Below are 13,639 nucleotides of genomic sequence, written 5' to 3' on the forward strand. Positions count from 1 at the left end.
CAAGCCGAGGATTATACCTGAGCTATGACCTCACGCGCCAGTTGAGGTCGGGTTTGATGCGGAAACATTGCGACTTAAAAGGTCGCGCAGTTGATTTTTCTCTTCGGCACTCAGTTCGCTTTGACGCGCTTTTCTGAGCAACTGTTCCAGATTTCGCTCGCGTTGGCGGGCTGACAAGCTAGTAATGGTGTCGAAAAACTGTTGTTCAAGGTTTTCTCCGTCAATCAGCCACTCCTTTTCCGCCAGCGCCTTGAGCAGACGACCCTGTTCAGTACCGTGCCATCGCGCGATCAACTGAAATGAGTTTAGCTTGGGATTCTTCTGTACGGCTTCGAGCAGCGCCACAAGCAACTGGGCATTGGTCTGATTTTCGTCCGCAATGTGCCCGGCGTCCTCGACGCGCTTGGCCAACTGCGGGTGATGGAGCAAGGTACGCAGGGCGGTCAGGGTCGGCGATTCAACGCCAATCGGCGTCCGCGGGCGCTGCTGGTCGCGATCGCCGCCACGCTTGCCGTTCTTGTCCCAGGGTTTCTTGTCCCATTTCTTGCCGCCGGCGCCGGGTTTCTTCGGCGTCCATTCCTGCTGCGGCACATACATGTCCTGTGCCTGCGGCTGATGGTAGTCGCTGTAGTCCGGCATTGCGTCGTAATCGATGCCCGGATCGTAGGCCGGCGGTGCTTCCTGCGGCGCGCTCTGGGCCAGCTGACTGACGGTTTCACTGCTCAGGCCGGTGATTTCGCTCAGGCGCTGGCGCATCAGAATGCGCAGGTTGGCCCCGGGCACCTTGTCGATCAGCGGTGCGGCGAGGGTGGCCATGTGGGCCTTGCCCTCAAGCGAGCGTGGATCCGCTTCTTCGGTCAATTGCTGGAAGAAGTAGTCCGCCAGCGGCTGCGCATGCTGATTGATGCGCGCCTTGAAGGCGTCAGTGCCTTCGGCGCGGACCAGGGTGTCCGGGTCTTCGCCTTCGGGCAGAAACAGGAAGCGCGCGCGGCGTCCGTCCTGCAGGCACGGAAGTGTTGCCTCAAGCGCGCGCCATGCGGCGTTGCGCCCGGCCTGGTCGCCGTCGAAGCAGAACAAAACGTTCGGCACGACGCGAAACAGGCGCTTGAGGTGCTCTTCGCTGGTCGCGGTGCCCAGCGTCGCGACGGCATTGCGCAAGCCTTGCTGGGCGAGGGCGATGACGTCCATGTAACCCTCGACGACGATGATTTCGTCGAGGTTGCGGTTGTTCTTGCGGGCCTCATAGAGGCCGTAGAGTTCCTGGCCTTTATGGAAGACCGGGGTTTCCGGCGAGTTCAGGTACTTCGGTTTGTCGTCGCCGAGTACCCGGCCGCCGAAAGCGATGATCCGGCCACGGGTGTCGCGGATCGGGAACATCACGCGATCGCGGAAGCGGTCATAGCGTTTGCCGGTTTCGGCGTTCTCGATCAGCAGGCCGGCGTCGATCATGGCTTTCTGCTGCAGGGTGTCGCTGCTCAAGTGCTTGAACAGATTGTCCCAGCCCGGCGGCGCGAAGCCGAGACCGAAGTCCCGGGCAATCTCGCCGGTCAGTCCGCGGCCCTTGAGGTAATCCACGGCGGCTTTGCGCGCTGGGTGGCTCTTGAGCGCCTGCCGGTAAAAGTCGGCGGCGGCGGTCAGCAGCGGGTACAGCGGCGAATCGGTCGGTTGCCGCGGTTTGTGCGGGCGGCCGCTTTCTTCGCGGGGGATTTCCATGCCGGCGGCTTTGGCCAGATCCTCGACGGCCTGGGGGAAGTCCAGGTTGTCGTGGTCCATGAGAAAGCCCAGGGCGTTGCCGCCGGCACCGCAACCGAAGCAGTAATAGAACTGCTTGTCGGGGCTGACGCTGAACGACGGGGTTTTCTCTTTATGGAACGGGCAGCAGGCGGTGTAGTTCTTGCCGGCCTTTTTCAGTTGCACGCGCGAGCTGACCACGTCGACGATGTCGGTGCGGTTCAGGAGGTCGTCAATAAAGCTCTGGGGAATCAGCCCGGCCATGGCGTTCTCGTCTGTGCGGTAATTGAGTCCGATGCGAAGGGCGGCCGGACGCAGGTCTTGACTGAGGCGCGCATGATGGGCGGCTCGACCGGTGTCGTTTGCTTGATCGCTGTCGGGAAGTGTATCTGCCGAAAATCCACTGACGTTAGTACCTATCAGTCTTCGACTATTTGAAAGTGTTGCGCTGAATCCGCTGACGGCCGATAAATGGCCTCGGATAGCTCAATAAAGCGGGCACGCATGCAGGTGCCTTGGGCTGATCGTCGTAAGAGGAATCAGTGGGTGTGCTCGTCAGTAGCCTTGAAAGGCTCGTCAGAAAAGACGTGCACCGCTGGCAAAAAAGCCAGGTCTGACGTGTGAAGCAGATTTGTCTCGGTCGCGTGTGCGGCTTCGACAGTGAAGCATCAAGCGTTTTACGCAAATGCCATTAGCCCGGCTGAGGGCCGGGCTTAGGCAAGAAGCTTGCTACGAACGTCTGTGTATTAGTACAGACGAACGGCGCGGCGCTGTTCGCGCTGAACTTTCTTGGCGTGACGCTTAACAGCGGCTGCTGCTTTGCGCTTACGCTCAGAAGTTGGCTTCTCGTAAAATTCGCGGCTACGAACTTCAGCCAGTACACCGGCTTTTTCGCAGGAGCGCTTGAAACGACGCAGAGCTACGTCGAAGGGTTCGTTCTCTTTAACTTTGACGGCTGGCATCCAGAGCTACCTTCATTCATTACCGGGGTCAACATCCTCGCGGCAAAAGAGCACTTGAAGACGTCGGTTTTTAAGGGTTGCGGATGTTAACCCCTCATCGCTCGGAATGCAAAGCCTCTGATCGAAAACCGCTGGTCGGGGCCTCACGCGGCGACTATTATGCGCGCCTTCGAATTCAGCCTAAACAAGGCGCAAACCCATGCTAGTACTGGGATTAGAAACCTCCTGCGACGAAACCGGCGTCGCGTTATACGACAGTGAACGCGGCCTGCTGGCCGACGCGCTGTTCAGCCAGATCGACCTGCACCGCGTCTATGGTGGCGTGGTGCCGGAGCTGGCCTCCCGTGATCATGTGAAACGCATGCTGCCCTTGATTCGTCAGGTGTTGGCCGAGGCCGACTGCGTGCCGACCGAGATCGACGCCATCGCCTATACCGCGGGTCCTGGCCTGGTCGGCGCGCTGCTGGTGGGGGCTTCCTGCGCTCAGGCGCTGGCGTTTGCCTGGGGCATTCCGGCACTCGGCGTGCACCACATGGAAGGCCACCTGCTGGCGCCGATGCTGGAGGCAAAGCCGCCGGAGTTTCCGTTCGTCGCTTTGTTGGTTTCCGGTGGTCATACGCAGCTGGTTCAGGTCGATGGCATCGGCCAATACAGCCTGCTCGGCGAGACCCTCGACGATGCGGCCGGCGAAGCCTTCGACAAAACCGCAAAAATGATGGGCCTCAATTATCCGGGCGGACCGGAAATCGCCAAGCTGGCGGAGAAGGGCGTTGCAGGACGTTTCACCTTCCCGCGTCCGATGTGTGATCGTCCGGGGCTGGATTTCAGCTTCAGCGGCTTGAAGACCTTCGCCCTCAACACCTGGCAGCAATGCGTCAGCGCCGGGGACGACAGCGAGCAAGCCCGTTGCGACATCGCGCTGGCGTTCCAGCAGGCCGTGGTGGAGACTTTGACCATCAAGTGCAAGCGTGCCCTGAAACAGGCCGGGATGAAGCGTCTGGTGATTGCTGGCGGCGTCAGCGCCAACAAGGCCTTGCGTGTTTCGCTGGAAAAAATGCTCGGCGACATGAGCGGCGATGTGTTCTATGCCCGCCCCGAGTTCTGCACCGACAACGGCGCGATGATCGCGTTTGCCGGTTGCCAGCGTTTGCAGGCGGGTCAGAAGGAAAGCCTGGCGATCAGCGTGCAGGCACGCTGGCCGATGGAACAGCTGTCGGCACTGTGATGAGCGCTATTTAAAAATGCCGTTCGCGCCCGGCAAACAGGTCGCGTAGATTGCCGCGGTGGCGCCAGACGATCAGTAGCGTCAACGCGCTCATCGGCAGCAGCGCTTCCGGTTCCTGCCAGGCCAGCAATGGCAGGGTCAGGGGCGTGGCGATCAGCGCCGCCAGCGAGCTGGTGCGGGTCAGGTAGAACGTCAGCAGCCAGGCGCACACCGCCAACAGCGCGGCGGGCGGATACAGGCCCAGCAGCATGCCGGCAGCGGTGGCGACGCCTTTGCCGCCGCGAAAACGGAAATACAGCGGGAACAGGTGACCGATCACGGCGCACACGCCGATCCAGGCCTGATCCTGCAGCGACAGGCCCATGGCCGCTGCGATCAGCACCGGCAACAGGCCTTTGCACAGATCACCCAGCAGGGTCAGGATCGCGAGTTTGCGGCCGGCCAGGCGCAGCATGTTGGTGGCACCGGCATTACCCGAGCCACTCATTCGCGGATCCGGATTTCCGGTCAGGCGGCTGAGCAAAATGGCGAAGGACAGAGAGCCGAGCAGGTAGGCGAAAGTCGCCAATAACCAAAACATGCTAACTATTCCGGGCGAGGACGCCCTGATTCTAACGGCGCATTGCGCCCTTGTCGTGCAGCGGAGAAAAGTGCTTGGACAGAGTGTTTATCGAGGGCCTGGAAGTCGACACCGTAATCGGTGCCTACGACTGGGAGCGCGGCATCCGCCAGTGTCTGCGTCTTGATCTGAGCTTCGCCTGGGACAATCGCCCGGCCGCGGCCGGTGACGACCTGACCCTGGCGCTCGATTACGCCAGCGTGTCTACGCGCATCCAGGCTTTTGCCGAGCAGGCACAGTTCCAATTGGTCGAGACCTTTGCCGAGCGGCTGGTCGAAGTGCTGATGGCCGAGTTCAAGATCACTTGGGTTCGGCTGAAACTGACCAAGCCCGGTGCCGTGCCAGCGGCCAAGGGTGGCGTGGGCGTGGAGATCGAGCGCGGATGTCGCTGACTCAGGTGTATCTCGGGCTCGGTAGCAATATCGAGCGCGAAACCCATTTGCGCGCCGGGCTCGACGCTTTGGCGACATTCCTCGTGGATATCCGCTGTTCGGCGGTGTTCGAGAGCCAGCCGGTGGGCATCAAGAGCGGGCCGTTCTTCAATTTCGTGGTCTCGGCGTTTACCGATCTGCCGTTGACGGAGCTGGATCGGCGCTTGAAATGCATTGAGGCCGATAACGGTCGCTATGCACCGGACCGCAAGGGGTTGCCGCTGGATATCGACGTGCTGTTGTACGGCGATCTGACGGGTAACTTCGACGGTTTGATCCTGCCGCGTGCCGAGATCCTGAAAAACGCCTTTGTGCTGTGGCCGCTGTCGCTGATTGCGCCGGATCGGGTGCATCCGGGTGTGGGAAAAAGCTTCGCAACGCTGTGGGCCGAGGCGCAGATCGATCAGGTGTTGGCGCCGGTGGCTTTTGAATGGCGCGGCGAACAGCTCACCCCTCCGAATCTTTAAAAGCAAAAGATCGCAGCCTGCGGCAGCTCCTACACGGGAATATGCGTTTCTCTGTAGGAGCTGCCGCAGGCTGCGATCTTTTGATCTTGCTTTAGCGGTTTTCCTTGTAAGCCTTCAACGCCTTGAGCCGCTCGCGCTTGAGCGCCTCACCCAATTCCGGGCCTTTGAATCCCTTCTCCAGCAGCGGCTGCACCGCGACTTCCCGCGCTGCCTTGGCCGCGCCGCGCAGGTAATCCGCCTGTGGATAACTGCGCTGCTCCAGTCCCTTGCGTCCGCGCGCATCCATCTCGCACGCGACGATGAATTCCTCAAAACGCTGCGGGCGGCGATACACGTCAAAGCTCTGTAACAGCTCCAGCAGGGTCGACGCCTTCAGCTCCAGAGCGCGGTGGCCGTGGGTGTGATACTGGCCGACCAGCAGCGCGAGTTCCTGGCAATCTTTCGGCGCCTTGAAGCGTTCGTTGACTGCTTTGATCAGCTTCAGCCCAGTGTGCTCGTGGGCGATGTGTCGCGGCCATTCTGCTTCGGGCGTCAGGCCTTTACCGAGGTCGTGCAGCAGGCAGGCCCAGCGCACGGTCAGCGGCTGTTTGTGAAGTGCCGCCTGTTCGAGCACGCTCAGGGTGTGGATGCCGGTGTCGATCTCCGGGTGATGGGCCTCCGGTTGCGGTACGCCAAACAGCGCATCCACTTCAGGCATCAAGACCTTCAATGCGCCGCAGTCGCGCAGCACCTGGATGAACACCTGTGGCTGATCCTCCATCAGCGCCCGAGAAATCTCCTTCCAGCTGCGCTCGGCGGTCAGTGCTTGCAGTTCGCCGGACTCGCTGAGCTGACGCATCAGTTCAAGGGTCTCCGGGGCAACAGTGAAACCCAGCGCGGCATAGCGAGCAGCGAAGCGCGCTACGCGCAATACCCGGAGCGGATCTTCGGCGAACGCCGGGGAAACGTGGCGCAGGATTCGGTTTTCCAGATCACGCTGGCCGTGATAAGGATCGGTCAGATTCTGCTGGCCGTCCTCGGCCATCGCGTTGATCGTCAGATCACGGCGAATGAGGTCTTCTTCGAGGGTCACTTCGGGGCTGGCGTGAAAGGTGAAGCCGCCATAACCGCGACCGCTTTTACGCTCGGTGCGGGCGAGGGCGTATTCCTCGCCAGTCTTGGGATGGAGAAACACCGGAAAATCCGCGCCAACCGGGCGATAACCCTGGGCAAGCATCTCTTCTGTCGTGGCCCCGACCACCACCCAATCGACATCGGTAACCGGTAGCCCGAGCAGGCGATCACGTACTGCGCCGCCGACCTTGTAAATCTGCATAAAAAACCTCCGTTGGCCCGACAGGATAACCCTTGCGTCGGACTTTCGGAGGCCAAAACCGGATCAAAGATGAATCACGGCCAGATCGAGCCTGCCGTAATCCCCTTCGCTGTGTTCACTGCGTGGCGGTACGTGGTGGGTTTTCATGATCTGGTCGCCCTGCAGGGTTTCCAGGTGAATGTCGAAGCCCCACAGGCGGTGCAGATGTTTCAGTACCTCGTCGGTGGAATCGCCCAAGGGTTTGCGGTCGTGCTGCTGATGACGCAGGGTCAGGGAACGGTCGCCACGCCGGTCGATGCTGTAGATCTGCACGTTCGGTTCGCGGTTGCCGAGGTTGTACTGTGCGGCCAGGGTCTCGCGGATGATCCGGTACCCGGTTTCGTCGTGTATCGCCGGCACCAGCAGGTCATCCTTCTGGTCGTCATCCAGAATGCTGAACAGCTTGAGGTCGCGGATGACCTTGGGTGACAGGTACTGCAGGATGAAACTCTCATCCTTGAAGCTGCTCATGGCGAACTTGATGCTCGACAGCCAGTCGGAGCCGGCGATGTCCGGGAACCAGCGACGGTCTTCCTCGGTCGGGTCTTCGCACATGCGACGGATGTCGCGATACATCGCGAAACCCAGTGCATAAGGGTTTATCCCGCTGTAGTAAGGGCTGTCAAAGCCCGGCTGGAACACCACGCTGGTGTGCGAGGTGAGGAATTCCATCATGAACCCGTCGGTCACCAGGCCCTCGTCGTACAGGTCGTTCATCAGCGTGTAGTGCCAGAACGTGGCCCAGCCTTCGTTCATCACCTGAGTCTGGCGCTGTGGATAGAAGTACTGGGCGATCTTGCGCACGATGCGCACGATTTCCCGCTGCCAGGGCTCCAGCAGCGGTGCGTGTTTCTCGATGAAGTACAGGATGTTTTCCTGCGGCTCGGCCGGGAAGCGCGCGTTGTCCTTGTCGCTGTATTTGTCCGCACCTTTGGGGATGGTGCGCCACAGGTCGTTGATCTGCTTCTGCATGTGTTCTTCGCGATCTTTCTGCCGCCGGCGCTCCTCTTCGGCGGAAATCGGATAAGGACGTTTGTAGCGGTCGACGCCGTAGTTCATCAGCGCATGGCAGGAGTCGAGCAGGTCCTCCACGGCATCAATGCCATGGCGCTCCTCGCACTGCATGATGTACTGCTTGGCGAACACCAGGTAATCGATAATCGAACTGGCGTCAGTCCAGGTGCGGAACAGGTAGTTGCCCTTGAAGAAGCTGTTGTGGCCATAGCACGCGTGCGCCACCACCAGCGCCTGCATGCAGATGGTGTTTTCTTCCATCAGGTAGGCGATGCAGGGGTCGGAGTTGATCACGATCTCGTAGGCCAGCCCCATCTGCCCGCGGCTGTAGGATTTCTCGGTACTGAGGAAGTGTTTGCCGTAGGACCAGTGGTGATAGCCCAGTGGCATGCCGACCGAAGCATAGGCGTCCATCATCTGCTCGGCGGTGATCACTTCGATCTGGTTGGGATAGGTATCCAGGGCATAGCCGGCCGCAATCCGGGCAATCTCGCGGTCGTAGGCCTGAATCAGCTCGAACGTCCATTCGGAGCCGGTGGAGATGGGTTGGCGTTTCTGCTCTTTGGCGGTCATGTCACTAACCTGCGCTGGAAGAGTTCACGGAAGACCGGATAGATATCCCCGGCCGAGACCAGCTGCTGCTGGGCAAACGTGTCGGAAAAGGCTTCGGCGATGCGTTCGTATTCGTACCAGAGGGCCTGGTGTTCGCGCGGGGTGATCTCCACATAAGTGTAGTACTGCACAAACGGCATGATCTGGTTGATCAGGATGTCGCGGCAGATGGGCGAGTCATCGTTCCAGTTGTCGCCGTCGGAGGCTTGCGCGGCGTAGATGTTCCATTCGTTGCTCGGATAACGCTCGGCCATGATCTCCTGCATCAGTTTCAGGGCGCTGGAAACGATGGTGCCGCCGGTTTCCCGTGAATAGAAGAACTCTTCTTCGTCCACTTCCCGGGCGCTGGTGTGATGGCGGATGAACACCACATCAATCTTGTCGTAGTTACGCTTGAGAAACAGGTACAACAGGATGAAAAAGCGCTTGGCGATGTCCTTGGTGGCCTGGGTCATGGAGCCGGAAACGTCCATCAGGCAGAACATCACCGCTTTGGAGCTGGGGTTGGGTTGCTTGACCAGCAGGTTGTATTTCAAGTCGAAGGTGTCGAGGAATGGCACGCGGTGAATGCGCGCGCTGAGTTTCTCGATTTCCGCCTCGAGTTCCTGAATATCGCCGAAGTTATCCGGTTCTTCCCGTTTGAGTCGCGCCAGTTCCTCTTTGGCTTCGCGAAGTTTGGCGCGACTGCTGCCGGACAGCGCAATGCGCCGGGCGTGCGCCGAGCGCAGTGTGCGAATGATGTTGATCCGCGACGGATTGCCTTCGTTGCTGATCCCCGCGCGCACGGTCTTGAAGGTGTCGGTGCCGCTCAGGTTGCGTTTGACCAGGTTGGGCAGTTCGAGATCTTCGAACATGAATTCGAGGAATTCTTCCTGAGTGATCTGGAAGACGAATTCGTCCATGCCTTCGCCGGAATTGCCGGCCTTGCCTGGGCCGCGTCCGCCGCCACCGCCCGGTGGCCTGGCGATGTGCTCGCCGGCGGTGAATTCCTTGTTGCCGGGGTGAACCACAGTCTGCTTGCCGCCACGGCCGTGGTGAAGCACCGGTTCGTCGATGTCGCGACCGGGAATGCTGATCTGTTCGCCGTGCTCCATGTCGGTGATGGAGCGCCGGCTGACCGCCTCTTCGACAGCCTTTTTGATGTGATCACGGTAACGCCGCAGGAAACGCTGGCGGTTCACCGTGCTCTTGTTCTTGCCATTGAGACGTCGGTCGATCACATAGCTCATAGACCCCTCCGGGGAGCTTCAAGTCATAAGCTTCAAGCTGCAAGAGAAAGCGCCCCCGTTCTCGAGATCGGTTGTTGCTGTTCTCTTGCAGCTTGTCGCTAGAAGCTTGCAGCTGCTTTATTGCGATTTGCGGACCCGTAGGTACCATTCGGAAAGAAGCCGTACCTGTTTGTCGGTGTAGCCGCGTTCGACCATTCGAGTAACGAAGTCGTTGTGTTTCTGCTGATCCTCTTTACTGGCCTTGGCGTTGAAGCTGATGACTGGCAGCAGATCTTCGGTGTTCGAGAACATTTTCTTCTCGATGACCACCCGCAGCTTCTCGTAGCTGAGCCAGGTCGGATTCTTGCCGTTGTTGTTGGCCCGGGCACGCAGGACGAAGTTGACGATTTCGTTGCGGAAATCCTTCGGATTGCTGATACCGGCCGGCTTCTCGATTTTCTCCAGTTCTTCGTTCAGCGCGACGCGGTTGAGGATCTCGCCGGTCTCCGGATCGCGGTATTCCTGATCCTGAATCCAGAAATCCGCATACAGCACGTAGCGGTCGAAAATGTTCTGCCCGTATTCGCTGTAAGACTCGAGATAAGCGGTCTGGATCTCCTTGCCGATGAATTCGATATAACGCGGCGCCAGGTATTCCTTGAGATAACGCAGATAACGCTCGCGGGTCTCTGCCTGGAACTGTTCCTGTTCGATCTGCTGTTCCAGCACATACAACAGGTGTACCGGGTTGGCGGCAATTTCATGCGGGTCGAAGTTGAACACCTTGGACAGGATCTTGAACGCAAAGCGGGTCGACAGACCGTTCATGCCCTCGTCAACGCCGGCCGAGTCGCGGTATTCCTGGATCGACTTGGCTTTCGGATCGGTGTCCTTGAGGTTTTCCCCGTCGTAGACGCGCATCTTCGAATAGATGTTGGAGTTTTCTGGCTCCTTGAGGCGCGACAGCACGGTGAATTGCGCCAGCATCTTCAGGGTATCGGGTGCGCAGTGGGCTTTGGCCAGGGAGCTGTTGAACAGCAACTTGTCGTAGATCTTCACCTCGTCGCTGACTCGCAGGCAGTACGGCACCTTGACGATGTAGATCCGGTCGATGAAGGCTTCGTTGTTCTTGTTGTTGCGGAAGGTGTGCCACTCCGATTCGTTGGAGTGAGCAAGCAGGATCCCGGTGAACGGAATCGCCCCCAGACCTTCGGTACTGTTGTAGTTACCTTCCTGGGTGGCGGTCAGCAGTGGGTGCAGCACCTTGATCGGTGCCTTGAACATTTCGACGAATTCCATCAAGCCCTGGTTGGCCCGGCACAGTGCACCGGAATAGCTGTAGGCGTCGGCGTCGTTCTGTGGGTATTCCTCGAGTTTGCGGATGTCGACCTTGCCCACCAGTGCCGAGATGTCCTGGTTGTTCTCGTCACCCGGTTCAGTCTTGGCCACGGCGATCTGGTTGAGGATCGACGGGTACAGCTTGACCACGCGGAACTGGCTGATGTCACCGCCGAATTCGGCCAGGCGCTTGGTCGCCCACGGCGACATGATGGTGTTCAGGTAGCGCCGTGGAATGCCGAAGTCTTCCTCGAGGATCGCGCCATCTTCGGTGGCGTTGAACAGACCCAAAGGCGATTCGAATACCGGCGAGCCCTTGATCGCGTAGAAGGGCACTTTTTCCATCAGCTGTTTCAGCTTCTCGGCCAGGGACGATTTACCGCCACCGACGGGGCCGAGCAGGTAGAGGATCTGTTTCTTCTCTTCCAGGCCTTGGGCGGCATGGCGGAAGTACGAAACGATCTGGTCGATGCATTCTTCCATTCCGTGGAAGTCTTCAAAGGCCGGATAGCGACGAATCACCTTGTTGGAGAAAATCCGCGACAGCCGCGAGTTGGTCGACGTGTCGAGCAGCTCGGGTTCGCCGATGGCCATCAATAGACGCTCGGCGGCGGAAACGTAAGCGCTGCGGTCCTTTTTGCACAGTTCCAGGTACTCCTGCAGCGAGAGTTCTTCCTGGCGTGTGGACTCGAAGCGTTGTTGGAAGTGGCTAAAGATACTCATGACGTCACCTCGCTCGATACGTGGAGCCGACGCCGGATCACTCAGTCGATGCTGGCAAGCAGCCGCGGTGGCCGCTTGTTTACCCCCCAGAACACTTTCGCGGTCGACAACCTTGAAAGTCACTCCCGATGACCCGTGCGCCGGTGTACCGGCTCTCCCCTGTTTTGGATGGCCTGGGCTTAAGGATAGTTGGGAATTCGGGAGGTAAAGGCGAGATACGTAATTATGTGTGGCAGACCGTTCGTCTGCCCCGCGCAGGCCCACGGCAGCCGGGGCCTGCGCGCAACAAAAAAATTATTCGGCGGTGCCTTGCGCGGTTTCCGACGGATAAGTCGTACGCCACAGCTCGAAGCCGCCGTCCATGCTGTAGACGTCGGAGAAGCCTTGGCTGATCAGGTAGGCCGCTGCACTTTGACTGGAGTTGCCGTGATAGCACACCACGACAGTCGGTGCGTCGAGGTCGGCGGCTCGGATGAAATCCGAGATAGAAACGTTATCCAGATGCTTGGAGCCGGCAATGTGCAGCGCGGCATAGGTTTGCGGATCGCGGATGTCGACCACTACGGCGCCCTGCTCGCGCAGGGCCTGGGCCTGTTCCGGGGGGATTCGTTTGAATTCGCTCATGGCGGGTTCCTGTAGCTCGGCAGAATGCGCAGTCTAACGCGGGACGCTGACTGGCGACGTTTCGGGGATAAGTGGTGCGACGGTTGGCGCAAGGCCGCCGTGTTCATCGCATTTGCATGACACGCGCTCGCCGCTGTCGACGTTCATCAGGGTCAGGCTGCCGCCCCAGACACAACCGGTGTCCAGCGCCGAAATGCCCGGTTCATGCACATCACCTTCCAGCGCGGCCCAGTGGCCGAAGATGATCCGCAGGCCGCGGGTCTTGCGCTCTTTATGCAGGAACCACGGCTTGTAGCCCGGCGGTGCGGTGTCGAGGCCTTCCTTGCTCTTGAGATCGAGCTTGCCGTCGGCAGTGCAGAAGCGCATGCGGGTGAAGTAGTTGGTGATGACGCGCAGCCGGGTGACGCCGGTGAGATCGCTGTCCCATTTGGCCGGCTCGTTGCCGTACATGCCATCGAGGTACAGCGGGAACAGGTTGTCGTCACGCAGCGCCGCTTCGGCTTCGGCGGCGTACTTCAAGGCCTTGCGCAGTGACCATTGCGGAGGAATGCCGGCGTGGACCATGGCGACTTCGCGTTGTTCGTCGTAGTGCACGAGTTTCTGCTGTCGCAGCCACTCGAGCAGATCGGCGGCATCGGGAGCTTCGAGAATCTCGCGCAGGGTGTCGGACTTCTTCAGCCGCTCGATGTTGTTGGCGGCGGCAAGCAGGTGCAGATCGTGATTGCCGAGCACGCAGACCAGTGACTCGCGCATGCCATAGAGAAAGCGCAGGGTCTCCAGCGATTGCGGGCCGCGATTGACCAGATCGCCAACCAGCCACAGCCGATCGAGCGCCGGGTCGAACGCGACTTGCTTGAGCAGGCATTTGAGCGGTTCGAGGCAGCCTTGCAGGTCGCCGACGGCGTACGTCCTCATCAGTGCAGGGCTCCGGGGACGGCGAGGCGGAAAGGCTTGATGATCGCGTCGAAATGTTTGCCATCGGTGGCGACCATTTCGTAGGTGCCCTGCATGGTGCCGACCTTGGTGGTCATCACTGTGCCGCTGCTGTAGGTATGGCTTTGGCCAACGTCGATCAGCGGTTGCTGGCCGACGACACCTGCGCCGCGAACCTCTTCGACATGGCCGTCACCGTCGGTGATCACCCAGTGCCGCGACATCAGGCGAGCCGGCTGCTCTCCGTTGTTCTGCACGGTGATGGTGTAGGCGAAGGCGAAGCGGTCGTGCTCGGGTTGCGATTGGTCTGCCAGGTAGTGGGTAACGACACTGACGTCGACCTGATAACGAGGATCGGACATGCAAAAAGGCCTTAAGCAAAGCGGAACGCGGGGCGT

Annotated in this window: 13 protein-coding genes; 3 read left to right on the forward strand and 10 right to left on the reverse strand. The window is 59.9% G+C overall.

All coding sequences use genetic code 11. The annotated features are described in order from the left end of the window. Positions 1–30: 30 nt before the first annotated feature. Both dnaG and rpsU read right to left on the reverse strand, forming a co-directional pair. Positions 31–1,995, reverse strand: a complete 1,965-nt coding sequence (gene dnaG, locus J5M57_RS25200; RefSeq protein WP_064589508.1) for a DNA primase — start codon at positions 1,993–1,995, stop codon at positions 31–33. Positions 1,996–2,477: 482 nt separating this feature from the next. Further along, positions 2,478–2,693: a 30S ribosomal protein S21 gene (gene rpsU / locus J5M57_RS25205; protein ID WP_002551877.1), complete on the reverse strand. Its 216-nt coding sequence runs from the start codon at positions 2,691–2,693 to the stop codon at positions 2,478–2,480. Positions 2,694–2,892: 199 nt separating this feature from the next. On the opposite strand from rpsU, the gene tsaD reads away from it, so the two are divergent. Further along, a complete protein-coding gene (gene tsaD / locus J5M57_RS25210) occupies positions 2,893–3,918 on the forward strand; it encodes a tRNA (adenosine(37)-N6)-threonylcarbamoyltransferase complex transferase subunit TsaD (RefSeq protein WP_207849916.1) in 1,026 nt (341 codons plus the stop codon). A 10-nt stretch (positions 3,919–3,928) separates the two neighbouring features. On the opposite strand, the gene plsY is transcribed toward tsaD, so the two are convergent. Beyond that, positions 3,929–4,498: a glycerol-3-phosphate 1-O-acyltransferase PlsY gene (gene plsY, locus J5M57_RS25215; RefSeq protein ID WP_064589506.1), complete on the reverse strand. Its 570-nt coding sequence runs from the start codon at positions 4,496–4,498 to the stop codon at positions 3,929–3,931. A gap of 74 nt (positions 4,499–4,572) precedes the next feature. Here plsY and folB point away from each other — a divergent pair, with 74 nt between their 5' ends. Together folB and folK are read left to right on the forward strand one after the other, a co-directional pair. Continuing rightward, positions 4,573–4,929, forward strand: a complete 357-nt coding sequence (folB, locus tag J5M57_RS25220) for a dihydroneopterin aldolase (protein ID WP_016772885.1) — start codon at positions 4,573–4,575, stop codon at positions 4,927–4,929. Next, positions 4,920–5,435 carry a 2-amino-4-hydroxy-6-hydroxymethyldihydropteridine diphosphokinase gene (gene folK / locus J5M57_RS25225; RefSeq protein ID WP_169843495.1) on the forward strand — a complete coding sequence of 172 codons (516 nt, stop codon included), beginning with the start codon at positions 4,920–4,922 and terminating at the stop codon, positions 5,433–5,435. The genes folB and folK overlap by 10 nt, the downstream gene beginning before the upstream one ends. A gap of 91 nt (positions 5,436–5,526) precedes the next feature. Here folK and J5M57_RS25230 read toward each other — a convergent pair whose 3' ends face one another. The 7 genes from J5M57_RS25230 to apaG all read right to left on the reverse strand — a co-directional run bounded on the left by J5M57_RS25230 (position 5,527) and on the right by apaG (position 13,603). Continuing rightward, positions 5,527–6,750, reverse strand: a complete 1,224-nt coding sequence (locus J5M57_RS25230) for a multifunctional CCA addition/repair protein (RefSeq protein ID WP_207849915.1) — start codon at positions 6,748–6,750, stop codon at positions 5,527–5,529. 63 nt (positions 6,751–6,813) lie between these two features. Further along, on the reverse strand, positions 6,814–8,376 hold the full coding sequence (locus tag J5M57_RS25235; protein ID WP_064589502.1) for a SpoVR family protein: 1,563 nt from the start codon (positions 8,374–8,376) through the stop codon (positions 6,814–6,816). Then, on the reverse strand, positions 8,373–9,644 hold the full coding sequence (locus J5M57_RS25240) for a YeaH/YhbH family protein (RefSeq protein WP_041070055.1): 1,272 nt from the start codon (positions 9,642–9,644) through the stop codon (positions 8,373–8,375). The genes J5M57_RS25235 and J5M57_RS25240 overlap by 4 nt, the downstream gene beginning before the upstream one ends. A gap of 117 nt (positions 9,645–9,761) precedes the next feature. Beyond that, positions 9,762–11,684, reverse strand: coding sequence for a PrkA family serine protein kinase (locus J5M57_RS25245; RefSeq protein WP_003228848.1), 1,923 nt, complete (start codon positions 11,682–11,684; stop codon positions 9,762–9,764). Between the two features lie 294 nt (positions 11,685–11,978). Beyond that, positions 11,979–12,308, reverse strand: a complete 330-nt coding sequence (gene glpE / locus J5M57_RS25250; RefSeq protein WP_169843497.1) for a thiosulfate sulfurtransferase GlpE — start codon at positions 12,306–12,308, stop codon at positions 11,979–11,981. 33 nt (positions 12,309–12,341) lie between these two features. Continuing rightward, complete coding sequence (locus J5M57_RS25255; RefSeq protein WP_169843498.1) at positions 12,342–13,223, reverse strand: symmetrical bis(5'-nucleosyl)-tetraphosphatase; 882 nt, start codon at positions 13,221–13,223, stop codon at positions 12,342–12,344. After that, complete coding sequence (gene apaG / locus J5M57_RS25260) at positions 13,223–13,603, reverse strand: Co2+/Mg2+ efflux protein ApaG (RefSeq protein ID WP_064589499.1); 381 nt, start codon at positions 13,601–13,603, stop codon at positions 13,223–13,225. The genes J5M57_RS25255 and apaG overlap by 1 nt, the downstream gene beginning before the upstream one ends. Positions 13,604–13,639 lie beyond the last annotated feature (36 nt).

The organism is Pseudomonas sp. 86_A, from assembly GCF_017491705.1.
Taxonomy (GTDB): Bacteria; Pseudomonadota; Gammaproteobacteria; order Pseudomonadales; family Pseudomonadaceae; genus Aquipseudomonas; species Aquipseudomonas koreensis.

What these genes read in the sequence shown, in the direction of transcription:
- dnaG (WP_064589508.1), bottom strand. Translation starts at nt 1,995, where the DNA reads ATGGCCGGGCTGATTCCCCAGAGCTTTATTGACGACCTCCTGAACCGC.
- rpsU (WP_002551877.1), bottom strand. Translation starts at nt 2,693, where the DNA reads ATGCCAGCCGTCAAAGTTAAAGAGAACGAACCCTTCGACGTAGCTCTG.
- tsaD (WP_207849916.1), top strand. Translation starts at nt 2,893, where the DNA reads ATGCTAGTACTGGGATTAGAAACCTCCTGCGACGAAACCGGCGTCGCG.
- plsY (WP_064589506.1), bottom strand. Translation starts at nt 4,498, where the DNA reads ATGTTTTGGTTATTGGCGACTTTCGCCTACCTGCTCGGCTCTCTGTCC.
- folK (WP_169843495.1), top strand. Translation starts at nt 4,920, where the DNA reads ATGTCGCTGACTCAGGTGTATCTCGGGCTCGGTAGCAATATCGAGCGC.
- J5M57_RS25230 (WP_207849915.1), bottom strand. Translation starts at nt 6,750, where the DNA reads ATGCAGATTTACAAGGTCGGCGGCGCAGTACGTGATCGCCTGCTCGGG.
- J5M57_RS25235 (WP_064589502.1), bottom strand. Translation starts at nt 8,376, where the DNA reads ATGACCGCCAAAGAGCAGAAACGCCAACCCATCTCCACCGGCTCCGAA.
- J5M57_RS25240 (WP_041070055.1), bottom strand. Translation starts at nt 9,644, where the DNA reads ATGAGCTATGTGATCGACCGACGTCTCAATGGCAAGAACAAGAGCACG.
- J5M57_RS25245 (WP_003228848.1), bottom strand. Translation starts at nt 11,684, where the DNA reads ATGAGTATCTTTAGCCACTTCCAACAACGCTTCGAGTCCACACGCCAG.
- glpE (WP_169843497.1), bottom strand. Translation starts at nt 12,308, where the DNA reads ATGAGCGAATTCAAACGAATCCCCCCGGAACAGGCCCAGGCCCTGCGC.
- J5M57_RS25255 (WP_169843498.1), bottom strand. Translation starts at nt 13,223, where the DNA reads ATGAGGACGTACGCCGTCGGCGACCTGCAAGGCTGCCTCGAACCGCTC.
- apaG (WP_064589499.1), bottom strand. Translation starts at nt 13,603, where the DNA reads ATGTCCGATCCTCGTTATCAGGTCGACGTCAGTGTCGTTACCCACTAC.